The sequence below is a fragment of the Pseudomonas sp. BNK-7 genome, assembly GCF_048072025.1.
GTDB classification, from domain to species: domain Bacteria; phylum Pseudomonadota; class Gammaproteobacteria; order Pseudomonadales; family Pseudomonadaceae; genus Aquipseudomonas; species Aquipseudomonas danubii.
In genome coordinates this window covers 6,647,941-6,670,284 of sequence record NZ_CP182252.1, presented here as the reverse complement: position 1 = coordinate 6,670,284, position 22,344 = coordinate 6,647,941, and the positions used below count along the sequence as shown (strand labels likewise).

Sequence of the window (22,344 nt, the reverse complement as noted above, 5' to 3'; positions counted from 1 at the left end):
ATCCTGCGGGGTCAGGCGGCGCGCAGCGAGATGAAGGCATAGTCCAGGGCCGCTTCGCTGACCACCTGGGCGCCGGCAGCCTGGACCTGGCCGGCGATGTCGTTTCCGGACAGGTGAAAGCGCCAGGGCTGGCTGGATGCCACGGGGGGCGCTGCCTGAACTTGATCGATGGCCTTGGCCAGGGCATTCATGTCGGGCAAGTAGGCGGTGAAGCCGTCGCCCTTGAGGGCCGTGGTGCGAATGCCGAGCAGGGCGCAAATGGCTTCCTTGGTGTGGATATCGTCGCGGTCGGCCTGGCGTGAGCGGCTGATCAGCTCGGCCAGTTCCCTATCCACCAGTGCTCCCCCCAGAATCAGTTGCGGTCCCTGTTCCCAGGATTCCGGCGGGCACTCCTTGGCCTGCGGGTTGAGGGGGATATGGGGATTGATCTCCATGGGGTAGATACGGCACACCAGGGGGCGACGCTCATAGATACGGCAGAGCTGGTCTTCGTCAAGATTCCGGCAGGGGCCGACGTTGTAGGCGGCAAAGGTGATCGCCACGTAGGCCTCGGTACTGCCACTTTTGACCCGGCAGGAACGGCGCTCGGCGTGCTCGCGCTGTTGCGCCGGCAGCCCCAGGCCATTGCCGAGGAAAGCCTCCACCAGGACGATCACCTGACCGCCGTCGACGGCCCAGGCCCGGGCTTCGGTGAGGGTCAGGGGCACATGGTGATCGTTGCAGCACTTGCCGCAACCAACGCAGGAAAACTGAGTATTCATGGAGCGAGTAAACCGTTCTGGGTCGACAGGGATAGCGCCATAAATGCTGTTATTGACGCGGCCAGGAGCCGTGTCGAAGCAAGTTGCACGCCAGCTGTCGGGTCTTGATGGCTGTCGCCTAGGGCAGGACTTCGCGACGCACGATATGCATGCCGGTGCTTTCATACAAGCGCCGCGCCCGCAGGTTGTCCTCCAGCACCCTGAGATCGACAAAGCCTTCCCGGCGTTCGGCGAACATCATGAAGGCTTGTAGCAGCAGGGCGCGGCCCAGTCCTTGACCACGGGCCCGAGGGTGCACCACCAGATCCTTGATATAGGCGCTGGTCCAGCACTGGGCCACCGCCACCACGCCCTGCGCATCCCGCACCACCAGACACAGTTGAGGGTCGTACTCGGCATCGGTTTCGAAGGCCCGGCGCCAGTTTTCCAGGTGCGGCACCTGGCCACCGCCGTCCTGGTAGCCCAGGTGCAGCAGTTGATGCACGGCTTCGGCCAGTTCCGGGCTGTAGTGCTGCAGGGTGATGCCCGCCGGCCACTGTGGCGTGGCCTGGAGGACACTGAGGTCACGACGCAGCAGCAGGCAGTGGACCTCGCTCATGGCTCAGGCTGCCTGGCTGGCGATGGTCTTGGCAGCGTCGATCAGGCAGCGGGTCAGTTCCGGCGAGGAGAATTTGGTGAGTACCGCATTGGCTCCGGCCTGGCGTGCTTTTTCGCTGTTCATGGCACTGTCCAGCGAGGTGTGCAGCAACACATACAGATGGGCGAAGTCCGGGGTTTCCCGCAGGGTCCGGGTCAGGGCGTAGCCATCCATTTCCGACATCTCGATGTCCGAAACGATCAGGTTGATCTCGTTGGCCGTGCCTTGCAGTTCCAGCAGGCAGTCGATGGCCTCTTTGGCGCTGCGGGCGGTGTGACATTGCAGGCCGAGGTTGCGCAGGGTGTGCACCGATTGCTGCAGCGCTACCTGGCTGTCGTCCACCACCAGGATGCGCGCATTGCCCAGGGCATCGGCGTCTTCCATGCTCAGTTCGGTGGGCGCCATCTCGATCTGCGCTGGGGCGATGCCGTGGATCACTTTCTCGATATCCAGCACTTGCACCAGCGTGCCGTCCACCTGGGTCACGCCGGTGATGTAGGACTTGATACCGCCGGAACCAAAGGGCGGTGGGCGGATATCGGTGGTCAGGCAGTGGACGATCTTGCTCACCGCCTGCACGTGCAGGCCCTGTTTGGAACGGCTGACGTCGGTGACGATCAGGCAACCGCTGTCCGGGTCGGCCAGGGGGCGCTCGCCGATGGCCCGGCTGAGGTCGATCACCGACAGCGAGTTGCCGCGCAAGGTGGCGATGCCTTTCACATGGGGGTGGGATTCCGGCAGCTTGGTCAGCGGCGGGCAGGGAATGATTTCACTGACTTTAAGCAGGTTGATTGCCATCAGCTTGCCGCTGCGCAAGGTAAACAGCAGAAGCGAAAGCGAGTCTGCGCGGGCTTTGTTGGAGGACATAAAAACCTTCTCTGGAAAAAATTGGCTTGTGGCTCGACCCACGGACAACCCTTGATAACGGGTTATCGACGTATTCAGGACGGGCTTTAGCGGCGAGGCTGCTTTCCGTCGGCCGCTGCGCGAGTCCCTGGATTTACGCCGTGCCCTTTGCTGGCACGCCCGCTCCAGCGAGCAGGCCCTTGGCCTCTACCGCAGGCCCAGGCGCTTGGCCAGGCGGCTGAGGTTGGCCCTGTCCAAGCCTAGCTCACGGGCGGCACTGGCCCAGTTGTGCTGGTGCCGTTCAAGGCAGGCGTTGATCAGTTGGCGTTGATAGTGCTCGGTGGCCTGGCGCAGATCGCCGTTGGTGAGGGCCAGAGGCGCGCTTTCAAGGGCTTGCTCGGGCACGGCAGGCGCCTTTTCACTGACCCGCGGCAGGTCCAGGTCCGTGGCATCCAGGCTGAGGATCTTCGGCCGTTCACGGCAGTTGCCCAAGGCCTTGAGGGCGCTGCGGCCGATCAAGTGCTCCAGTTCGCGGACGTTGCCCGGCCAGTTGTAGGCCAGCAGCGCCTGTTGCGCATCGGCGCTCAGGCGCAGGCTGCCCAGGCCCATGCGCGAGCGGTTCTGTTCCAGGAAGTAGCCGCTGAGCAGCAGCACGTCCCGGCCCCGGTCCCGCAGGGCCGGCACCCGCAGTGGATAAACGCTGAGGCGGTGGTAGAAGTCGGCGCGATAGCGACCGTTGCGCACCTCTTCTGCCAGATCGCGGTTGGTGGCGGCGATCAGGCGTACGTCCACCTGATGTTCCTTGTCCGAGCCCAGGCGTTGCAATTGGCCACTTTGCAGCACCCGCAGCAGCTTGGCTTGTACCGTCAGCGACAGTTCACCGACTTCATCGAGAAACAGGGTGCCGCCATTGGCCAGCTCGAATTTTCCCCGACGATCCTGGGTGGCTCCGGTAAAGGCGCCGCGCACATGGCCGAACAGCTCGCTCTCCACCAGGGTTTCGGGCAGGGCCGCGCAGTTGAGGCTGATGATCGGTTGCTCCGCCCGGGGCGAGGCCGCGTGAATGGCTTGGGCCACCAACTCCTTGCCAACGCCGGTTTCCCCGGTGATCAGCACGGTCAGGTCGCTGCCGCCAACCAGATTGATCTCTTCCAGCAAGCGCTTGTGGGCCTTGCTCTGGCCGATCATCTCGCGGTTCTGCCTGCTGGCCTGGCGGAAGACTTCGGCCCGTTGGTGCTCGTTTTCGGCGCGCAGTGCCAGGCGCTCGATGCGTTCGGCAGCGCTGACCGTGGCGGCAGCGAGGCTGGCGAAGGCTTGCAGGGCGTCCAGCTCGATAGGCTCGAAGCGTTGCGGGTCGAGGGCATCGAGGGTCAGCAGGCCCCAGGGGCGTTCATCGACGAACAGCGGACAGCCCATGCAGTCATGGACTTCCAGGTGATCATCGAGACCTTCCACCAGGCCGTCATAGGGATCGGGCAGTTCACTGTCGCTGGCAAAACGGGTCGGTCCCGGGCTGCTGAGCAGGGCGGCAAAGCGCGGGTGCTCGCTGACCTTGAAGCGCCGGCCCAGGGTATCGGTACTCAGGCCGTTGACCGCCAGCGGCACCAGCCATTCGCCATCCAGGCGCAGCAACGCGGCGGCATCGCAGGGCAGCAGGGCTCGCAGGGCCTCCAGCAGGCGGCGATATCGTTCGCCCTCAGGCAGTTCCCGAGACAGGTCTGTCACCAGTGGCAGTAGGGTCGTGAGTAGGGATTTTGCAGTCATAAGGACTCCGCGTTGTCTTAATGACTATAAAGGTCGGCGTGTCTTTATGACTATTTATATTTTAAGTTATTGATTTATAACGATTTAAATTCTGGCATGGAAACTGATTAGTTAAGGGCAACCTGCAAGCAGTCAAAAAGTCCAGGAGTTGTCCCTATGCTAAGCGTTCAAGATCGCGCCATCATCAAATCCACTGTGCCCCTGTTGGAAAACGGTGGCGAAGCCCTGATTACCCATTTCTACCGGATGATGCTGTCCGAGTACCCCCAGGTGCGTCCGCTGTTCAACCAGGCCCACCAGGCCAGCGGTGATCAGCCCCGGGCCCTGGCCAATGGCGTACTGATGTATGCCCGGCATATCGACCAGTTGGACCAACTGGGGGACCTGGTGGCCAAGATCATCAACAAGCATGTGGCCCTGCAGATCCTGCCGGAACATTACCCCATAGTTGGCGCCTGCCTGTTGCGGGCCATTTCCGAGGTGCTGGGCAGCGAGATCGCCACTCCTGAAGTGATCAATGCCTGGGGCGCGGCCTACAACCAGTTGGCGGATATCCTGATCGGCGCCGAGGCGGCCATCTACGACGAGAAGGCCCAGGCACCCGGCGGCTGGCGGGGTGCGCGGGAATTCACATTGGTGGATAAGGTCCAGGAGAGCGCGGAAATCACCTCCTTCTATTTCGAGCCATTGGACCGGGGGCCGATCCTCGCCGCCGAGCCTGGGCAGTACATTGGCTTGCAGCTCTTCATCGAAGGCCAGGAAGTGCGGCGCAATTATTCCCTGTCGGCGCTTACCAGCCAGGGCCAGTACCGCATCAGCGTCAAGCGCGAGGCCGGAGGTGTGGCGTCCAACTACCTGCATGACCAGTGCCCGGTGGGCGCGCGCATCATGCTGTTTCCGCCGGCGGGTGAGTTCACCCTGGAGGCCAGCGACAAGCCCCTGGTGCTGATCAGTGGCGGGGTTGGTATCACCCCGACCCTGCCGATGCTGGAGGCCGCGTTGGCGACCGAGCGCCCGGTGCATTTCATCCACTGTGCACGCAATGGCCAGGTGCATGCGTTTCGCCACTGGGTCGACGAGTTGGCGCAACGTTATCCACAGCTCAAGCGTTTCTACTGCTACGCCGAAGACGACGGCATCAGCCCTGCAGCAGACAAACTGGGGCTGCTGACCCGGGAGCAGTTGGCCGACTGGTTGCCGGAGCAGCGTGATCTGGATGCCTATTTCCTCGGGCCCAAGGGCTTCATGGCGGCCATCAAGCGCCATCTCAAGGCCCTGGGCATTCCCGAGCAACAAAGTCGCTACGAGTTCTTCGGCCCGGCGGCGGCCCTGGAATAACCCTCGCGACTCCTGCACAAGCCAGCCCTGCAATGGGGCTGGCTTGTTAATCCTTGCTTAACCTGCCTGTCGTTAATTCCCCACCATGCTGGGATGGCGCTGCCATGCCGGCCCTTTCATTGTGCGTCCCCCAGGCCCGTAAACCTTGGGTATTGCCTTCGATGCAATGCATTCAAAGGTCATGATCAGCGTGTAGACTTCCGGGCACCCGATGGCAATCAGATCAACTTCGCAATTCAACCGTGGGCTGCCGTGAGCAGCACAGGTGGCCCGGTTGGACAGACAACAGAAAAAAGGAAAAGGGATGAGTGACGACAGACTGCGTTTGGGACGTGAACGGCGCTTCCTGGTGCTGCTGGGGGTTATCTGCCTGGCGTTGATCGGCGGTGCCCTGTACATGCAGGTGGTATTGGGCGAGGCGCCTTGCCCTCTGTGCATCTTGCAGCGCTACGCCTTGCTGCTGATTGCACTGTTCGCCTTCATGGGCGCGGCCCTGAGTTCGCGGCGTGGTATCACCATCATGGAGACGTTGGTGGTGATCAGTGCCATCGCCGGCGTGGGAGTGGCCGGGCACCATGTGTACACCCAGTTCTATCCAGCAGTGAGCTGTGGCATTGACGTGCTGCAGCCGATTGTCGACAGCCTGCCCTTGGCGACGATCTTTCCCCTGGGCTTTCAGGTAGACGGCTTCTGCTCCACGCCGTATCCGCCGATCCTTGGGCTGTCCCTGGCCCAGTGGGCACTGTTGGCGTTCGTGCTGACGGTGATCCTGGTGCCCCTGGGCGTGGTGCGCAATCGCAAGAAAACCTACTGATTCACCCGGAAAAGCCCCGGTCCCTCAACAGGGGCCGGGGCTTTTTCATGTCGTTCATCCAGCCGTTGAAAAGTCCGTGATTTGCGGCAAGTGAGGGTGCGGCAAAAGTGCGACATGTTGTCACACTGTTACGGCCGCAGGCGGGCGGCCGGGGGCTGCCAACAGACTGCATTCCGGGCAACTGGTTCCATACAAGTCTGTCAGTTTATGTAAGCCGCGTTGTTGGGGAAAACCCATAGCCTGCTATCTATACAATTCTTCACAGACCCCGTTTTACAAGGGGTGAAGCCATATGAAAGGCGGCTTTCAGGGGTGGGTAGAGGTCCGGTGGCGGGGCTTTTTTAAGTCCTTTTTGGGGGTTTTTGTTGATAATGAAAATCGTTATGATTGCGATCCTTTGCAACAATCGTGAGCGATTGTTGCGACCAGCGATAAAAATTATTTCGGGATAAGACATGGTTTATAAAACGCGACATATCTACAATCGCCCGCACTGAATTTCCGACGCTGCTCATCCCTGAGCACACGAGGACGGTCGAGGGGCGGATTGAGCGCTCCATGCGACTGCGGGTGTCGGCGCCTTCCAAACTTCCGCACCAAATGGAATTGGTCTGTAACAAGGCCTTTGACCACGAGATCGAATAAGAACCACTGCTAGCCCGGGATGTGTCGTTGAGTGTTTAACGCAACGGGCAGGCCCTTATTCCATTGAAGAAAAATGCCAACCCTTGGCAGGGTGAAGTGTTGGCGATCAAAACCCAACTGCATTGCGCAAGCTGCTTTAGAGGTCGTGAGATGAGTAAAAACAGGTACCCCAGATTACTAGGCTTATTGCCGCTGCTCGGCATGTTGATGCTGGGAGGCTGCAAATGGACCTTGCTCGATCCTAAGGGTCAGGTCGGTCTGGATGAACGAAACCTGATCATCACGGCAACCATCCTGATGCTGCTGGTGGTTGTGCCGGTCATCATCATGACCTTCGCCTTCGCCTGGAAATACCGCGCCTCGAACACGGACGCGACCTACGCGCCGAAGTGGTCCCACTCCACCAAGATCGAAATCGCCGTATGGCTGGTTCCGGTGCTGATCATCATTGCCCTGGGTTATGTCACCTACAAGTCGACCCACGCCCTGGACCCGTACCGTCCGCTGGAATCCGACGTCAAGCCGGTGACCATCGAAGTGGTGGCAATGGACTGGAAGTGGCTGTTCATCTACCCCGAGCAAGGCATCGCCACCGTCAACAAGATCGTGTTCCCGGCCCATACCCCGGTGAACTTCCGCGTGACCTCCGACACCGTGATGAACTCGTTCTTCATCCCGGGCCTGGGCGGCCAGATCTACGCGATGGCGGGCATGACCACCAAGCTGCACCTGATTGCCAACCAGAACACCGAACTTGAAGGTATCTCCGCCAACTACAGCGGCGCGGGCTTTACCGGCATGAAATTCAAAGCGATCGCAACCAGTCAGGAAGATTTCGACGCCTGGGTAAACGAAGTCAAGAAGGCACCTAAACAGCTGGACACCGCTGAATACGAAGCCCTTTCCAAGGCGAGCCAGAACAATCCTGTAGAACTCTACTCCGCGTACGCGCCGAACCTGTTCCAGACCATCATCGACAAGTATGAAGGCATGAAACCGGGCCAGCCGCTCAAGCACGAGAAGAAAGAAAAGGAAGTGGCCGCAACCGAAGGGATGGACGTGAGTTCGCATTCAGCTGCCGGGGCAGAGGAGTAAACGATGTTTGGTAAATTAAGTCTGGAAGCGATTCCGTTCCACGAGCCGATTGTCATGGTGACCATTGCCATGATCGCGCTCGGCGGCGTGGCGCTGTTCGCGGCAATCACCTACTTCAAGAAGTGGACCTACCTGTGGACCGAGTGGCTGACGTCCGTCGACCACAAGAAAATCGGTGTGATGTACATCATCGTCGCCATGGTCATGCTCCTGCGTGGCTTCGCCGACGCCATCATGATGCGTACCCAGCTGGCCATGGCCACCGAGGGTTCGCCTGGCTACCTGCCACCTGAACACTATGACCAGATCTTCACCGCCCACGGTGTGATCATGATCATCTTCATGGCGATGCCTTTCTTCACCGGCCTGATGAACCTGGTCGTGCCGCTGCAGATCGGCGCGCGTGACGTGGCCTATCCGTTCCTCAACTCCCTGAGCTTCTGGCTGCTGGTATCGGGCGTGGTGCTGATCAACCTGTCCCTGGGCGTTGGCGAATTCGCCAAGACCGGCTGGGTTGCCTATCCGCCACTGTCGGGCCTGCAATACAGTCCGGGCGTGGGTGTCGACTACTACATCTGGGCGCTACAGCTATCAGGGCTGGGGACAACGCTGACGGGGGTCAACTTCCTGGCCACCGTGCTGAAAATGCGTACCCCGGGCATGAAGATGATGGACATGCCGATCTTCACCTGGACCTGCACCTGGGCCAACGTGCTGATCGTGGCTTCGTTCCCGATCCTCACCGCTACCCTGGCACTGCTGACGCTTGACCGTTACATGGATTTCCACATTTTCACCAATGAACTTGGTGGCAATCCAATGATGTACGTGAACCTGTTCTGGGCCTGGGGTCACCCCGAGGTGTACATCCTGATCCTGCCGGCGTTCGGTATCTTCTCCGAAGTCATCTCGACCTTCTCGGGCAAGCGCCTGTTCGGCCACCACTCGATGATCTACGCGTCCGGCGCGATCTCGATCCTGGGCTTCATGGTCTGGCTGCACCACTTCTTCACCATGGGTTCGGGGGCCAGCGTCAACGCCTTCTTCGGCCTGGCAACCATGCTGATCTCGATCCCGACGGGGGTGAAGCTGTTCAACTGGCTGTTCACCATCTACCACGGCCGTCTGCGCATCACCAGCCAGGTTCTGTGGACCCTGGGCTTCATGGTGACCTTCGCCATCGGCGGCATGACCGGCGTACTGCTGGCCATTCCGGGTGCGGACTTCGTCCTGCACAACAGCCTGTTCGTGATCGCTCACTTCCACAACGTGATCATCGGCGGCGCGGTATTCGGCTACATCGCCGGCTTCAGCTTCTACTTCCCGAAAGCCTTCGGCTTCAAGCTGCATGAAGGTTGGGGCAAGGCTGCCTTCTGGTTCTGGATCTCGGGCTTCTTCGTCGCGTTCATGCCGCTCTATGCACTGGGCTTCATGGGCATGACCCGTCGTCTGAACGCCACCACCAACCCTGAGTGGGTGCCATACCTGTACGTGGCCATGGTGGGTGCACTGATGATCGCTGTGGGTATCGCCTGCCAGCTGATCCAGCTGTACGTCAGCGTGCGTGACCGCAAGCAGAACATGTGTGTGTCCGGCGACCCATGGAACGCCCACACCCTGGAATGGTCGACCTCGTCGCCACCACCGTTCTACAACTTCGCGGTACTGCCCAAGGCCGACGGCATCGATCCGTTCACCGAAGCCAAGGAAGACGGTACCGCCTACGCGAAGCCAAGCCGCTACCAGCCGATCCACATGCCCAACAACACCGCTACCGGTGTGGTCATGGGGGCCCTGCTGACCGTGTTCGGTTTCGCCATGATCTGGCACATCTGGTGGCTGGCCATCGCAAGCCTGGCCGGCACCGTGATCTATTTCGCGATCCACGCTGCCCGTGATGATCAAGGCTACATGGTGCCGGTCGAGACGATCGAACGCATCGAAGCCGAGCAGCACAAGCGTCTGGTATCGGAGAACAAGATCCCGGCTACCCGTGTTGAAACCTCGTTGGAACAGGCTTAATCCATGTCGAACTTAGTGACCAATGCTGGACACGCCCATGTCGATGACCATGGGCACGATGACCATCACCACGACTCGGGCGAGATGACCGTATTCGGTTTCTGGCTCTACCTGATGACCGACTGCATTCTGTTTGCGTCGATCTTCGCGGTATACGCGGTACTGGTTAACAACGTAGCGGGTGGCCCGTCGGGCCACGACATCTTCGAACTGCCTTACGTACTGGGCGAAACCGCTCTGCTGCTGTTCAGTTCGATCACCTACGGCTTCGCCATGCTGGCGTTCTTCCGGGGCAACAAGAAGCAGGTACTGGGCTGGCTGGGCATGACCTTCCTGTTCGGCCTGGGCTTCATCGGCATGGAGATCAACGAGTTCCACCTGCTGATCTCCGAAGGCTACGGCCCTAGCCGTTCCGGCTTCCTGTCCGGGTTCTTCACCCTGGTCGGCACCCACGGTCTGCACGTGACCAGCGGTCTGATCTGGATGGCGATCATGATGTATCAGGTGCAGAAAAACGGCCTGACGGCGACCAACAAGACCCGTCTGAGCTGCCTGAGCCTGTTCTGGCACTTCCTGGACGTGGTGTGGATCTGCGTATTCACCGTTGTTTACCTGATGGGGACTATGTAAATGGCCAACACACACTCCCACGACGAAGCCGGTCACGGCAGCGTCAAGTCCTACGCCATCGGCTTCATCCTGTCGGTCATCCTGACACTGATCCCGTTCGGCCTGGTGATGTACCCGTCGCTGCCCAAAGACGTGACCCTGTGGATCGTCCTGGCGTTCGCGGTTATCCAGGTGATCGTTCACCTGGTGTACTTCCTGCACCTGGACCGTTCCGCGGCACAGCGCAACAACGTGGTGGCGTTCATCTTCGCCGCGCTGGTCATTGTTCTGCTGGTTGGTCTGTCGTTGTGGATCATGTTCAGCATCCACACCGTCATGATGGCCAAGTGAGGTAAACCCGATGTCGCTCAAGCACTTTATCCAAATCACCAAACCGGGGATCATTTTCGGTAACGTGCTTTCTGTGGCAGGCGGGTTTTTCCTGGCCTCGAAAGGGCATGTCGATCTGGCCATTTTCCTGGCCGCCATGATCGGCACCTCGCTGGTGGTAGCGTCCGGTTGCGTGTTCAACAACTGCATCGACCGTGACATCGACCTGAAGATGGAGCGCACCAAGAACCGGGTGCTGGTCCAGGGCCTGATCTCCCTGGAAGCGGCCCTGGTCTATGCCTCCCTCCTCGGGATCGCCGGCGTCGCCCTGCTGTACTACGTGGCCAACCCGTTGGCCGCGTTGTTCGCGGTCATCGGCTTTGTCATCTACGTCGGCCTCTATAGTCTGTACCTCAAGCGCAAGTCGGTTCACGGCACGCTGGTGGGCAGTCTGTCCGGGGCCATGCCGCCGGTGATCGGTTATGTGGCCGTGAGCAACAGCTTCGACATGGCCGCGCTGACCCTGCTGGTGATGTTCAGCCTGTGGCAGATGCCGCATTCCTACGCCATCGCGATCTTCCGCTTCAACGATTACCTGGCCGCATCGATTCCGGTGCTGCCGGTGAAGCGCGGTATTCGCGTGGCCAAGAAGCACATCCTGCTCTACATCCTGGCGTTCCTGGTGGCGACCCTGATGCTGACCTTCAGCGGTTACGCCGGCATGAGCTACCTGGCGGTAGCGGCGGCGATGGGCATGTACTGGCTGTACATGGCCTGGACCGGCTACAAGGCGGTGGATGACACCGTGTGGGCGCGCAAGCTGTTCGTGTTCTCGATCTTCACCATCACCGCGCTGAGCGTGATGATGTCGGTGGATTTCAAGGCCCCGACCGAGCTCTTGCTGACCTACGCGCACTAAGCTGTCCAGGCCACAGAAAAGCCCCGCCTTCGTAAGAAGCGCGGGGTTTTTTTTGCCGCGTCGTTACATCATTTAAAGTTTTTCGGCCCAGTACGATCCCCGGGCTGGGTAAAATTGCCGGTTCGTTGATTAAGCCTGAGTGGATGTCATGCAAAGCCGTATTGAAATGAACGACTCCAGGGCGCGCTACGGCGCGGTCAGTCGTGGGTTGCACTGGGCCATGGCGCTGGCTTTTGCCTGGATCTATTGCTCGACCGCCGCCCATTACCTGCTGGAGGATTCGGCACTGGACAAGTTCCTCTGGCCGACCCACAAACAAGTCGGGCTGCTATTGATGGGGCTGTTGCTGGTGCGGCTGCTCTGGAGCCTGCTGAACCGCCATCGTCGGCCGCCGAGCCTGAACCTGGCCGCGCGCCTGGGGCATGGGTTGCTGTATGCCGGCATGTTCGCCATCCCGTTTCTCGGCCTGCTGCGCCAGTACGGTTCCGGGCGAGCGTTTTCCGCCTTCGGGCTGCCGGTGATGAGCGGCTTCGAAGGGCCGAAGATCCAGTGGATGACCGACCTGGGCAACAGCTTCCACAGCCTGCTGGGCTGGACCTTGCTGGTACTGATCGTGGGCCATGTGGCGGCGGTGATCCTGCATTGTGTCAAAGGCCAGGGGCATGTACTGCGGCGCATGGCGGGTAGCACGACCTCGGCTTGATTGATCGTCCGAGCAGAGAAAACCCCGTCTTCGAGAGACGGGCGGGGTTGTTTATCCAGAGCCCGCCATTGGGCTGTTCAAACCATACAAATGACTCAACCTTTGCAGGAAGCAGAATGATGAAAAAAATAGCCGTTGTCGTTTTTAGTGGCGGGCAGGACTCAACAACCTGTTTGATCCATGCACTGCCGGCTTATGACGAAGTGCACTGTATTACGTTTGACTATGGTCAGCGTCATCACGCGGAAATCGAAACGGCACAGAGACTGTCCAAACAATTAGGAGCGACAGTTCACAAGGTACTGGACGCTTCGTTGTTGAATGAGCTGGCGATCAGTAGCCTCACTCGGGACAATATTCCCGTTCCGACGGTAAACAGTTCCGGTGAAAGCTTGCCGAGCACTTTTGTACCAGGAAGAAATATTCTGTTTTTAACGTTGGCTTCTATATATGCCTATCAAGTAAAGGCTGAGACTGTCATTACCGGGGTGTGTGAGACAGACTTTTCCGGTTACCCCGATTGTCGGGACGAGTTCGTGAAAGCCTTGAATAAGGCCCTTGAATTGGGAATGGAGTACCGGCTGCGTCTTGAAACCCCGTTGATGTGGCTAAACAAGGCAGAGACTTGGGCGCTGGCGGACTACCACAACCGTTTGGATCTGATTCGCGAGCAAACACTGACTTGCTATAACGGTGTCATCGGAAGTGGCTGTGCTAATTGTGATGCTTGCAACCTTCGTGCAAGAGGCTTGAGCAGTTACTTGGAGAATAGAGCTGAAGTGATGAATAGCTTGAAAAGCAAAATGGCTCTGAAATAATTTATAAGTGCTGACTCGCCATTGCTATTCAATACTGCACCTGTCTTTGAAACAGGTGAGTATTGAATTCAATGGCTTCCGCCTATTGTATGTCTATTTTCCTACCTGGTTATCTGTGACGTATCTCTTGAATAGTGATCGCGCACCATAGGCAGGTAGAATGTTGAAAAAAGCAAAGCATACTTTGATCGCGATCTGGACATAAATCATGCTCAGAATATCGTTGTTCTGCATTGCTCCATAAAAAGCAATGAAGCAGAACAGGAAGCTGTCGATGATTACTGCAAACAAGGTGCTCAGGAATATACGCAGGAAGAGGAATCTAGAGTTTGTCAGTTCCTTTATCTTGCATAGTAAGTATGAGTTTACGTTTTCCGAAACAAGGAAAGAAACGGAGGAGGCAATCAATACGGAGGTCACCTGAATGATGACGTCGTTATAGGGTTTGTCGAGCTTCCAGTCGGGCAGTCCAGGGAGAAAAGTCGAAGCATAAAGGAGGATGATGATCATTGCGTTGCTTGCAAAAGCAAAGAAAATGGCTTTTCTTGCAAGTCTGAGTCCGAAGTTTTCGTTCAGCAGGTCAACGATCAAAAATGTCAGGGGATAAAGAAAGGTGCCGGGAGTAATGATGATATTGAGCGACTCCAGATAAATTGGCTTTGTCGCAGCAATGCTGGTGAAAATATAGAATGTAAAGAGTAGTAGGTTCAGGATGATATAAATCATCCATGAGTTTTCATGGCGATCATTCAGGTCGTAGGCAGTAAGTGCTCCTCCTTGGGAATAGAATTTTTTATACAGGTTTCTGATTTCCATTTTGTTCAGGTTGTCCATTATTTCACTGTTCAATACTTCGTTCAGCTTTATTCTGATGACCTTGCCTGTGGCGATAATCATAATCACGGCCAGATTCTTATTGTTTTCAAAGCCTAGTAATTTATATTTGCTGTTCTCGATTTCACTTTCAAATGCTGTCATTGAATCGCTCCTCGATGATGTCTCCCACGATGCACATATCATCCGAGTTGGAGTACGGAGTGTTTACGATGAACAGTTTCTTTGTCAGCCTGTCGTAAACGAGTTTTTCCTTGTCGTCTGTCGATGACCCTTTTTGCACGATCAAAAGGTCGCCAGGTTCATTCATGTCACGTATTTCATTCTCAAGCAGTACCGCTATCAAGTTGTGAGATGTGCCGAAATAATAGGTCAGCGGATAAAGCGTGGCCAGTTCGCCGATGCGTCTATCGAGATTGGCGATCAGCAGGCTTTCCTTGATGATTGGCACAGCGGCGGGATTCATGTTGCCTTGAGGTGAAATACTGCTTTCGATGATCTCCTTTTCTTCAAAGTCGATGGTTTCTATTTCTTCGTAGGAAACACCGAAGAAGTCGGAAATCTTTCGAATGGTGGATTGCTGTACATTAGTAACCTTGCCTTCCAGTATGTTGTATATGGTCGTTCTGGTCAGGCCACTAGCGTTGCACAAAGATAATTGCGTTTCGCCGCGACTTTTTATCAAGTATTTGATATTGCTCTTCAAATACTCTGTTCTTTCTCTTCTGTGCATCAAATGCTCACCATTTCCTTATAGTCGTCAGGCATCGAGACGTTTATAGAAGTTATGCCGTATATGGCTCTCGGCATGTGTTATGCCAAGCGCTGGGCTACTGCAGCGAAAGTGGGCAGGTTAGTTTTTGATATTTACCAATTCGCTACTACTCCTTTAGTCAGCTTGCATCCGTCCTGGGTTGCTCTGCTGTTGGTATGTGGGGCGATCAAATCGTGGGAGAAATCGCGATTCGTAAGGGCGCCGCGGTGGGTAAGTGTTACATGCGTCAGTCCGGGGAATAAAGCCCCAAAAAAACCGTGGCCTGGCTCCTCGTTGCTGGGTATTGAGAAAAAGTACAGGGCTGTTGTTTTTATCTGGGCAGAAAAGCAGCATTTAATTTGGAAAATGTTTAATTCTTTGATTAATTTTGTTGCGCCTTATAGAGTCTGACGCCGAGGCTTGGATAAGCCCGATGCAGGCAAACGAACGTGATATCCAGGAAGCGTGCTGTCGTTCGTGGCGCGCAACATACAAGGAAGGGACACAGAACAATGGCAGCTGACACTGAACCACTCAGGACCCAGGCCGACCTGCTGCGACGTGGCTTGGCCGATCTGCGCGCTGAAGACACGGAACTGGCAAGCATCCTGGACGCGGAAGTCACGCGCCAACACCGCACACTGTCTTTGGTTTCATCTTCCTGCGCGGCCGGCCCCCGGAGCTTGGCGGCATCAGCCTCGGCGCTGGTCAACGTCACGGTCGAAGGCGCTCCCGGCCGGCGTCACTATAGTGGGTGTGAGAACGTCGATCGGGTTGAGGCTCTGGCGATCCGACGCGCTCGGGAGCTGTTCTCTGCCCAATACGCCTGTGTGCAATCACACTCGGCCTCGAATGCCATTTACCAGGTGCTGACGGCGCTGGCCGAGCCGGGGGATACGATCCTGGGCATGGCCCTCGAACAGGGTGGGCACCTTGCACATGGCCGAGTGGAAGCCTTCGCGGAGGCCAACTACAAGGCTGTTCGTTACGGCATCACATCCCAGGGGGAGATCGATTACGCAGAAGTGCGTCAACTGGCGATGGCCCATCGTCCGCGGATCATCATTTGCGGGGCGACGGCCCATTCTCGGGTCGTGGACTTCCAGCGCTTTCGTGCCATTGCCGATGAGGCCGGGGCCATCGTGCTTGCCGATATTTCCCATATCGCCGGGCTGGTGGCCACAGGGCGCCATCCGAGCCCGATCGATGCCGCGCACGTCACAATCACCTGCACCCACAAGCAGCTCGCCGGCCCGCGTGGAGGTCTGATTCTTTCCGGTCGTGATGCAGACACCAAAGTGCCTGGACTGAGGTCGAGTTTTCGCCGGGTTCTCGAACAAGCGGTTTCCCCCGGTATGCAAGGCGCGCCTGCCGTCAACGTGATTGCCGCCAAGGCGGCCGCGTTGGGCTATGCGATGTCCCCGCTGTTTGATGCCTACATGGAGCGGATTCGCGCCACGGCAGATGAAATGGCTTGCGCGTTCATGGAGCGGGACTACGAGGTTGTGGGGGGCGGAACGGAAAATCACACGATCCTGCTGCGCTTGCGTGGCGGCATCAGCGGCTCCATCGCCGAATCGGCGCTGGAGAAGTGTGGAATCATCGTCAGCAAAAAACGTGGTCCGAGGGAAAACCGATCATCATTTGCCGCCAATGGCTTGTGTATCGGCACCGGCTCCATCGCCCAGCGCCACGTGGACGCCCAAGGGTGTCGCCAGATTGTCGACCTGGTGTGCCGGATACTCGATCAGGTGCAGCCCCACGGCGAGCAGAAATACACCCTGGAGCCCGGATTGCAGGAGCAGTTCCTACAACAGACCGAAGCGTTGTGCGCGATGTACCCGATCCGTGAGTACGGGGATCGCTGAAAACAAAAAGCCCCGACTTCACACGCAAGTACGGGGCTTTTTCTCGGCGCTCAGGTCGGGCTGATGCCTTCGCGAGCAAGCTCGCTCCTACAGGGCCGGGTTACAGCTGTTGTTGCGCGCTGTAGCCTTCGAATGCGGTCTGCTGCTGGATCGCGGTGATGATGTTCTTGCGGGTCGCTTGCTGCTCGTTGCCGTTCTTGTCGAGGAACATTTCGCTTTCCAGTTCCGCCTCATCGCCTTCGCCGACAAAGCTGAAGCCGAGGAATTCGAAGGCTTCACGGTCGACGTTGGCCTTGGAGCGCGGGCGCATCGGCAGGGTGACGCTGATGCCGTCCTTGCTGATGGCGAACACTTCCATTTCCTTCTTCGGCCGCGCCTTGCTCTTGCCGCCGCTGGGGTTGCTGATGGCCTGGTGCGTCTGGTTCAGCACTTTCAGGGCCAGGCCGTAGACCAGCTCCTGGAAGTCCGGGTCGTCCTTGTAGCTGGAGAGAATCCGGCTGATGGGGAATTTCTTGCTCAGGTCTTCCAGGGCGGCCAGGTCGGCGGCCTCGGCGTCTTTGAGTTGCTTGAGCTGGCCCATGAGTTCATAGGCGGTGTCGTCGTCAAAGCGGTCGTGGGCCTGGCGAATCGCAGCACGCAGTTCGCGAATCTGGTCACTTTCTTTCGAGCTGTGGAAGGCGTCGAGCACCATCTCGCTGATGGTCTTGGCCTGGGACACGTGCTGGGAAAGATGAATGGCGTTTTCGTACTCGGCCTTGTTGGACAGGGCGATTACGGATTCTTCGGTGTTGGAATCAGGCATTGAACATCCACTACTTGGTTTAACAGGTTTGAGGCGCGAAAGGCCCAGGGGGATTTTCGGGGGCGCCTAATCTATTGGACCCGGACCCTAATGTCACGGACCAAGCGACCCGCGCAACAGGACCGTCCCTACAGACCGGTTTGCACGGCGAAGATTCCCCAGTGCTCCAAGGGCATGGCCGCACCGCTTTCAGGCGTTGAGCCGCAGTTGCCGGAAGTTGCGGAACAGCTTGAGTGCTCGCCCGCAGAACAGACCAACGGTAAAGCCTGCAGCGGCGCCACTGATAGCGAGCATCTGCACGCTGGCGGCCTGTTCGGGGTGCACGGCGGTTTGATAGCCGATCCAATACTTCACCGCGAAGAACAACAGCGAGATGGCGAGGATCTTCACGGTGCCAGGCACCAGGATCGCCTCGCCGCCGGACTCCAGTAGCACGCCGGCGCTGGAGAACAACAGCATCGCCAGCAGGCTGCCGAGTGCGGCACCACCGGCCCAGGCGCCCAGCGCCAGCAATGGGTGATCGCCAAGGTTCACCGAGCACAGCGACCAGACCAGCAGGATCACCGGTGTCAGCAGCAGCGAACGACGGCTTTCGCGAGTGATGGCGAGGGCGCGCAGGCCGTAGTAGCCGATCAGGGCGAAGACCGCGTACACCCACAGGGGCGTGCCTTGGAGGATATCGAGCATCTGTAGCGTCCTTGCTTCAGCGGAAAATGAGCGATCCATGGTGCGCTTTGTACCCGCCGACGTGAAGCCTTCGCCCTCGGCACAGCTCACCGCAGCCGCTAGCGGCTGAAAACGTGCCGCTTGAAGCTCAGTGCACTTGGGTATCGCTGACCCCAGCCTCCAGTTCCTGACGCAGATCACTGCCCCGACGGGCGATGAACACCAGTTGCGCGGCATGCTCGGTGGGCTGCCCTGTGGCGAGGGTGAACTGGCTGCGGTTGCCCACATGCTGCAACCAATAGGGTTGTTCATTGCCTTCCAGGCGCACCAGGCCCTTGAGGCGCAGCAGGTCGGCGGGCAGGCGCGCCAGCCAGTCGCGCAGGGCCTTGGGCTGCAGCGGCCGCGAGCTTTTCCACACCCAGCTTTCGAACAGTTCGTCGTGGGCCTGGGGCAGGGCCTTGAACAGCACTTCGGTGGAACGCACCGGCGGCGCCAGCAGCAGCTCGGGTGGCAGTTCGGCCTGCACCGTTTCGAATACCGGGGCGCGGCCGCCGAGGCTGGCGCGGATGCTCTGCAACTGCTCGGCGCTCACCAGGTCGGCCTTGTTCAGCAGCACCCAGTCGGCGCAGGCCACCTGGGCCCGTGACAGCCGGGCCATTTCACCTTCCAGGTCCTGGTAGCCGCTGGCATCCACCAGGGTGATCACCGCGTCCAGGTGCAGGCGGTTGCGCAGTTGCGGGTAGCCGATGGTCTGCACGATGCGCTGCGGGTCGGAGACGCCACTGCACTCGATGACGATCCGTTCCAGGGCCGGGCGCAGCTTGGACAGGCTCACCAGTTGCGCCAGCAGGTCCTCTTGCACGGTGCAGCAGATGCAGCCGTTCTGCAGGCTGTACACCGCGTCGGTGACCTCGGCGATGATCGCCGCATCGATGTTCAGCTCGCCGAAGTCGTTGACGATCACCGCCAATCGGCCGCTGTCGGCGCGCTGCACCATGCGGTTGAGCAGGGTGGTCTTGCCGGCGCCGAGAAAGCCTGCAACCACGGTCACCGGAATGCTCGGGGTGCTGTTCATTGTTCCTTGCCCTCGATCACCGGCGGCAGGCCTTCCCACACTGCCTGCAACGGCGTGTCGCTGAAGATGCCCTGGCGGTCGTAGACCAGTTGCCCTTCGACGAAGGTCAGTTGCACCTGGGTGTGGTGGATGTAGTTGCGCGCGCCCTGGGCGAACAGGTCGCGGTCGAGGACGATCAGGTCCGCCGACTTGCCCACCTGCAGGCTGCCGGTCAGGTGTTCCAGGCCCATGGCGTGGGCGCCGTTGAGGGTCGCCACTTGCAGCGCCTGCTCCAGGCTGATGGGGTCGCCGAAGGTGTCGGGTTCCTGGTTCCACGGGTTCTGCCGGGTGACCATGGTTTCCAGGGCCAGCCACGGGTCGATGGACGCCACCGGCCAGTCGGTGCCGAACACCGCGATGCCGCCGGCGGCCAGCACGCCCTTGAAGTCATAGATGCGCTTGAGACGCTCCTGGCCGTAGCCGGAGCGGGCACCGCTGGCGAACGGCGTCGGGTACCAGGCCGCCGGGGAGAACTCGGCGATCACGTCCAGGCTCTGGAAGCGCTTGAGGTTGCCCGGGTGCAGCAAGGTGCTGTGGGCGCATTGGTGGCGGATGCCGCTGTTGCCGTTGCGCCGCCGGGCTTCGGCCACGGCGTCGAGGAACACGTCGGAGGCGCCGTCGCCAGTGCAGTGGGCGATCACCCGCAGGCCGCGCTTGTCCATGTCCACCACCATGTCGGTGATGTGTTCCGGGGTCAGGTTGAGCTTGCCGCGCCAGCTCGACTCTTCCGGCCAGGGGGTCAGCAGGTAGGACGACTTGGGCTCCACGGTGCCGTCGAAGTGGAACTTCACCGCGTTGGCATTCAGGCGGGCGCTGCGATAGAAATGCCGCTCGCCGCTGAGCAGCTCCCAGCGCCGGCGCACCGGGAAGATATCGTCCTGCCAACTGATGGCCGCCTCCACCCGCAGGGTCAGCTCACCGGCATCGTCCAGTTCCTTGAGGGCCTGCAGACGGTTCTCGCAGACGTGCACGTACTTGGTGGCGGTGACCCCGCGCGAGGTCTGGAAGTGCACGCCATCACGGTAGGCGCGGCGCAGTACCGACACCGGAGTCGGAGGCATGGCGGCGTGGATCAGGGCGTAGGCGCCGTCGATCAGCAGGCCGTTGGGTTCGCCGGTCAGTTCATCGCGCTCCAGGTAGCCGTTGCGCGGGTCGCTGGTGTGGCGGTCGATGCCGGCCAGATCCAGGGCCTTGGAGTTGACCATCATGGTGCCCCACATGCGGTCCAGCAGGGCCACCGGACGGTCCGGCATGACGCTGTCGAGCCACTCGCGGCCCGGGGTCAGGCCGGCTTCGCGGAAGGTGTAGCGGACCCAGTACTGGCCGTAGATCCAGCCGTCGCCAGGGTGGCTGTCGGCGTAGGCGTGGATCGCCGCCGCCAGTTGCTCGGGAGTCGGATCTTCGATGCCCACGTCCAGGTCGTCGGCGTAGCGCGGGGCCAGGGCCAGGTCCGGGTGGGTGTGCATGTCGTGCAGGCCGGGCATGCAGAAGGCCCCGTCCAGGTCGTGCTGTCGGGTGTTGGGCCCGATCAGCGAAGCCAGGGAGGCGAGGCTGCCCACCGCGATCAGCTTGCCCTGGCGGATGGCCACGGCATCGGCCCAGGGTTGGGCCGGGTCGAGGGTGTACATCCGGCCGTTGTGCAGCACCAGTTCGGCGTATTGATCGACGGCGCTATGGGTGGAGTTGAATTGGTCGGAAGCGGTCACGGGGTCAACCTCTCAAGCAGGGGGCCCTTCAAAGGTGGGCGGAAAAATGGGCGACAAGCTCAAATGCATTCTTGTTGTGCGGGCTACTGTGGCGAGGGCTGTTGTTTAGCGTTGTGCGCCCAGGGTTTCGACAAAGCCGGCGATGCGCTGGCAGGCGTCCTTGAGCACCTCGTCGGCGACGGTGAAGGAGATCCGCACGAAGCCCTCGGCGCTGGCGCCAAAGGCCTGGGCGTCGAGCACCGAGACCCCGGTGGCGCGGAACAGCTGCCAGGCGAAATCCATGCTCGACAGCCCGGTGCGACGCACGTCCACCAGCATGAACATCCCGGCCTCGGGCTCGCGGCAATCGAGCAGGTGCACCGACTTGAGCCCGGCCACCACCAGATCGCGGCGCCGGCGATAGACCTCGCGGGCGCTGCCGATCACTTCTTCATCCAGCTCCAGGGCCTTGAGCGCGGCTTCCTGGATAAACCCGGGCAGGCCGTAGAGCATGCACAGCAGCAGGTTGTCCAGGTGCCCGACCAGGGCCGGCGGGGCGATCACCCAGCCCACGCGCCAGCCGGTCATGGCGTGGGTTTTCGACAGGCTGTTGAGGATCACCGTGCGCTCGGCCATGCCTGGCATTGAGGCGATGCTCAGGTGTTCGCGGTCATAGGTCAGTTGCCCGTAGACCTCGTCGGAGATCACCCACAGGTCATGCTTGCGCGCCACTTCGGCCACGGCTTCCAGCTCTTCGCGGCTGTAGACGTTGCCGGTGGGGTTGCACGGGGTGGCCAGGGCGATGCCCCGGGTCTTGTCGGTCAGCGCCGCTTCCAGGGCCGCGGCGGTCAAGCGGAAGCCGTTGGCTGCCGGCTGCTGCACGCAGGCGATCTGCGCCCCGGAGGCATGCACGCACGCCTCGTAGGTCAGGTACATGGGCTCGGGCACCAGCACTTCGTCGCCACTGCCGAACAGGCACAGGCAGGTGGCGAACAGACCGTTCTGTGCACCCGCCACCAGGGCCACGTTATCGGCACTGACATCGATGCCCAGCAGGCGCCGCTGCTTGGCGGCAATCGCTTCGCGCAGGGCCGGGCGACCCAGGACATGGGTGTAATGGGTGTCGCCTTGCTCCAGGGCAGTGCTGGCGGCGGCGCTGATGCGCGCATCGGTGGCGAAGTCCGGATCACCGACGCTGAGGACGATGACGTCCTCGCCGCGCCCCCGAGCCTCGATGGCTGCGTAGTGAATATCCCAGGCGCTGACGGATTCGCCGCTGATGCGCTGAACGAAAGGTGAGTAACGCATGTTGTTCTCCTC

21 protein-coding genes are annotated in these 22,344 nt (G+C 59.7%); 10 read left to right on the top strand and 11 right to left on the bottom strand.

Features of this window, described 5'->3' with window-relative positions; all coding sequences use genetic code 11:
* Window positions 1–11: 11 nt before the first annotated feature.
* The 4 genes from ACMGF8_RS30115 to norR form a co-directional block, all read right to left on the bottom strand.
* Window positions 12–761, bottom strand: a complete 750-nt coding sequence (locus tag ACMGF8_RS30115) for a YkgJ family cysteine cluster protein (protein WP_102860337.1) — start codon at window positions 759–761, stop codon at window positions 12–14.
* Between the two features lie 118 nt (window positions 762–879).
* Window positions 880–1,359, bottom strand: coding sequence for a GNAT family N-acetyltransferase (locus ACMGF8_RS30110; protein WP_102860338.1), 480 nt, complete (start codon window positions 1,357–1,359; stop codon window positions 880–882).
* Window positions 1,360–1,362: 3 nt separating this feature from the next.
* On the bottom strand, window positions 1,363–2,265 hold the full coding sequence (locus ACMGF8_RS30105) for a chemotaxis protein CheV (protein ID WP_102860339.1): 903 nt from the start codon (window positions 2,263–2,265) through the stop codon (window positions 1,363–1,365).
* A gap of 186 nt (window positions 2,266–2,451) precedes the next feature.
* Window positions 2,452–4,008 carry a nitric oxide reductase transcriptional regulator NorR gene (gene norR / locus ACMGF8_RS30100; protein WP_207815973.1) on the bottom strand — a complete coding sequence of 519 codons (1,557 nt, stop codon included), beginning with the start codon at window positions 4,006–4,008 and terminating at the stop codon, window positions 2,452–2,454.
* A 156-nt stretch (window positions 4,009–4,164) separates the two neighbouring features.
* Between norR and hmpA the strand changes: the two genes are divergently transcribed.
* The 9 genes from hmpA to queC all read left to right on the top strand — a co-directional run bounded on the left by hmpA (window position 4,165) and on the right by queC (window position 13,301).
* Entirely contained in the window at window positions 4,165–5,346 is a 1,182-nt protein-coding gene (gene hmpA / locus ACMGF8_RS30095) for an NO-inducible flavohemoprotein (protein ID WP_102860341.1), read from the top strand.
* 304 nt (window positions 5,347–5,650) lie between these two features.
* Window positions 5,651–6,160: a disulfide bond formation protein B gene (locus ACMGF8_RS30090; RefSeq protein ID WP_102860342.1), complete on the top strand. Its 510-nt coding sequence runs from the start codon at window positions 5,651–5,653 to the stop codon at window positions 6,158–6,160.
* 795 nt (window positions 6,161–6,955) lie between these two features.
* Window positions 6,956–7,900 (top strand): ubiquinol oxidase subunit II, encoded by a 945-nt coding sequence (gene cyoA, locus ACMGF8_RS30085; protein ID WP_102860343.1) that lies wholly within the window; start codon window positions 6,956–6,958, stop codon window positions 7,898–7,900.
* A gap of 3 nt (window positions 7,901–7,903) precedes the next feature.
* A complete protein-coding gene (gene cyoB, locus ACMGF8_RS30080; RefSeq protein ID WP_102860344.1) occupies window positions 7,904–9,922 on the top strand; it encodes a cytochrome o ubiquinol oxidase subunit I in 2,019 nt (672 codons plus the stop codon).
* Window positions 9,923–9,925: 3 nt separating this feature from the next.
* Window positions 9,926–10,552, top strand: coding sequence for a cytochrome o ubiquinol oxidase subunit III (locus tag ACMGF8_RS30075; protein ID WP_025129487.1), 627 nt, complete (start codon window positions 9,926–9,928; stop codon window positions 10,550–10,552).
* Window positions 10,553–10,882: a cytochrome o ubiquinol oxidase subunit IV gene (gene cyoD, locus ACMGF8_RS30070; protein ID WP_102860345.1), complete on the top strand. Its 330-nt coding sequence runs from the start codon at window positions 10,553–10,555 to the stop codon at window positions 10,880–10,882.
* A 10-nt stretch (window positions 10,883–10,892) separates the two neighbouring features.
* Window positions 10,893–11,780: a heme o synthase gene (cyoE, locus tag ACMGF8_RS30065; RefSeq protein ID WP_102860346.1), complete on the top strand. Its 888-nt coding sequence runs from the start codon at window positions 10,893–10,895 to the stop codon at window positions 11,778–11,780.
* 148 nt (window positions 11,781–11,928) lie between these two features.
* Window positions 11,929–12,483, top strand: coding sequence for a cytochrome b (locus ACMGF8_RS30060; protein WP_102860347.1), 555 nt, complete (start codon window positions 11,929–11,931; stop codon window positions 12,481–12,483).
* A 119-nt stretch (window positions 12,484–12,602) separates the two neighbouring features.
* Window positions 12,603–13,301, top strand: coding sequence for a 7-cyano-7-deazaguanine synthase QueC (gene queC / locus ACMGF8_RS30055; RefSeq protein ID WP_102860990.1), 699 nt, complete (start codon window positions 12,603–12,605; stop codon window positions 13,299–13,301).
* A gap of 93 nt (window positions 13,302–13,394) precedes the next feature.
* Here the strand turns inward: queC and ACMGF8_RS30050 are convergent, their stop codons facing one another.
* Complete coding sequence (locus tag ACMGF8_RS30050; RefSeq protein WP_102860348.1) at window positions 13,395–14,279, bottom strand: queuosine precursor transporter; 885 nt, start codon at window positions 14,277–14,279, stop codon at window positions 13,395–13,397.
* Window positions 14,266–14,868 carry a helix-turn-helix transcriptional regulator gene (locus ACMGF8_RS30045; protein ID WP_115580867.1) on the bottom strand — a complete coding sequence of 201 codons (603 nt, stop codon included), beginning with the start codon at window positions 14,866–14,868 and terminating at the stop codon, window positions 14,266–14,268. The genes ACMGF8_RS30050 and ACMGF8_RS30045 overlap by 14 nt, the downstream gene beginning before the upstream one ends.
* Window positions 14,869–15,401: 533 nt before the next feature.
* On the opposite strand from ACMGF8_RS30045, the gene glyA reads away from it, so the two are divergent.
* Window positions 15,402–16,757, top strand: a complete 1,356-nt coding sequence (glyA, locus tag ACMGF8_RS30040) for a serine hydroxymethyltransferase (RefSeq protein WP_416758198.1) — start codon at window positions 15,402–15,404, stop codon at window positions 16,755–16,757.
* Window positions 16,758–16,857: 100 nt separating this feature from the next.
* Here the strand turns inward: glyA and ACMGF8_RS30035 are convergent, their stop codons facing one another.
* The 5 genes from ACMGF8_RS30035 to ACMGF8_RS30015 form a co-directional block, all read right to left on the bottom strand.
* On the bottom strand, window positions 16,858–17,559 hold the full coding sequence (locus ACMGF8_RS30035; protein ID WP_047305989.1) for a hypothetical protein: 702 nt from the start codon (window positions 17,557–17,559) through the stop codon (window positions 16,858–16,860).
* A 189-nt stretch (window positions 17,560–17,748) separates the two neighbouring features.
* Window positions 17,749–18,246, bottom strand: a complete 498-nt coding sequence (locus tag ACMGF8_RS30030) for a DUF6622 family protein (RefSeq protein ID WP_221810934.1) — start codon at window positions 18,244–18,246, stop codon at window positions 17,749–17,751.
* Between the two features lie 127 nt (window positions 18,247–18,373).
* Entirely contained in the window at window positions 18,374–19,300 is a 927-nt protein-coding gene (locus ACMGF8_RS30025; RefSeq protein WP_250329609.1) for a CobW family GTP-binding protein, read from the bottom strand.
* The gene (locus ACMGF8_RS30020; RefSeq protein WP_250329608.1) at window positions 19,297–21,045 is read right to left on the bottom strand and encodes an amidohydrolase; all 1,749 of its coding nucleotides are present in this window, start codon (window positions 21,043–21,045) and stop codon (window positions 19,297–19,299) included. Before ACMGF8_RS30020 ends, ACMGF8_RS30025 begins: the two co-directional genes overlap by 4 nt.
* A gap of 105 nt (window positions 21,046–21,150) precedes the next feature.
* The gene (locus ACMGF8_RS30015; RefSeq protein WP_416758194.1) at window positions 21,151–22,332 is read right to left on the bottom strand and encodes a pyridoxal phosphate-dependent aminotransferase; all 1,182 of its coding nucleotides are present in this window, start codon (window positions 22,330–22,332) and stop codon (window positions 21,151–21,153) included.
* Between the last annotated feature and the right edge of the window lie 12 nt (window positions 22,333–22,344).

Coding starts and splice junctions, on each gene's coding strand:
- cyoD (WP_102860345.1), top strand. CDS start 10,553: ATGGCCAACACACACTCCCACGACGAAGCCGGTCACGGCAGCGTCAAG.
- ACMGF8_RS30025 (WP_250329609.1), bottom strand. CDS start 19,300: ATGAACAGCACCCCGAGCATTCCGGTGACCGTGGTTGCAGGCTTTCTC.
- norR (WP_207815973.1), bottom strand. CDS start 4,008: ATGACTGCAAAATCCCTACTCACGACCCTACTGCCACTGGTGACAGAC.
- ACMGF8_RS30075 (WP_025129487.1), top strand. CDS start 9,926: ATGTCGAACTTAGTGACCAATGCTGGACACGCCCATGTCGATGACCAT.
- ACMGF8_RS30050 (WP_102860348.1), bottom strand. CDS start 14,279: ATGACAGCATTTGAAAGTGAAATCGAGAACAGCAAATATAAATTACTA.
- ACMGF8_RS30090 (WP_102860342.1), top strand. CDS start 5,651: ATGAGTGACGACAGACTGCGTTTGGGACGTGAACGGCGCTTCCTGGTG.
- cyoE (WP_102860346.1), top strand. CDS start 10,893: ATGTCGCTCAAGCACTTTATCCAAATCACCAAACCGGGGATCATTTTC.
- ACMGF8_RS30060 (WP_102860347.1), top strand. CDS start 11,929: ATGCAAAGCCGTATTGAAATGAACGACTCCAGGGCGCGCTACGGCGCG.
- hmpA (WP_102860341.1), top strand. CDS start 4,165: ATGCTAAGCGTTCAAGATCGCGCCATCATCAAATCCACTGTGCCCCTG.
- queC (WP_102860990.1), top strand. CDS start 12,603: ATGAAAAAAATAGCCGTTGTCGTTTTTAGTGGCGGGCAGGACTCAACA.
- ACMGF8_RS30115 (WP_102860337.1), bottom strand. CDS start 761: ATGAATACTCAGTTTTCCTGCGTTGGTTGCGGCAAGTGCTGCAACGAT.
- glyA (WP_416758198.1), top strand. CDS start 15,402: ATGGCAGCTGACACTGAACCACTCAGGACCCAGGCCGACCTGCTGCGA.
- ACMGF8_RS30110 (WP_102860338.1), bottom strand. CDS start 1,359: ATGAGCGAGGTCCACTGCCTGCTGCTGCGTCGTGACCTCAGTGTCCTC.
- ACMGF8_RS30035 (WP_047305989.1), bottom strand. CDS start 17,559: ATGCCTGATTCCAACACCGAAGAATCCGTAATCGCCCTGTCCAACAAG.
- ACMGF8_RS30030 (WP_221810934.1), bottom strand. CDS start 18,246: ATGCTCGATATCCTCCAAGGCACGCCCCTGTGGGTGTACGCGGTCTTC.
- ACMGF8_RS30045 (WP_115580867.1), bottom strand. CDS start 14,868: ATGCACAGAAGAGAAAGAACAGAGTATTTGAAGAGCAATATCAAATAC.
- ACMGF8_RS30015 (WP_416758194.1), bottom strand. CDS start 22,332: ATGCGTTACTCACCTTTCGTTCAGCGCATCAGCGGCGAATCCGTCAGC.
- cyoB (WP_102860344.1), top strand. CDS start 7,904: ATGTTTGGTAAATTAAGTCTGGAAGCGATTCCGTTCCACGAGCCGATT.
- ACMGF8_RS30105 (WP_102860339.1), bottom strand. CDS start 2,265: ATGTCCTCCAACAAAGCCCGCGCAGACTCGCTTTCGCTTCTGCTGTTT.
- cyoA (WP_102860343.1), top strand. CDS start 6,956: ATGAGTAAAAACAGGTACCCCAGATTACTAGGCTTATTGCCGCTGCTC.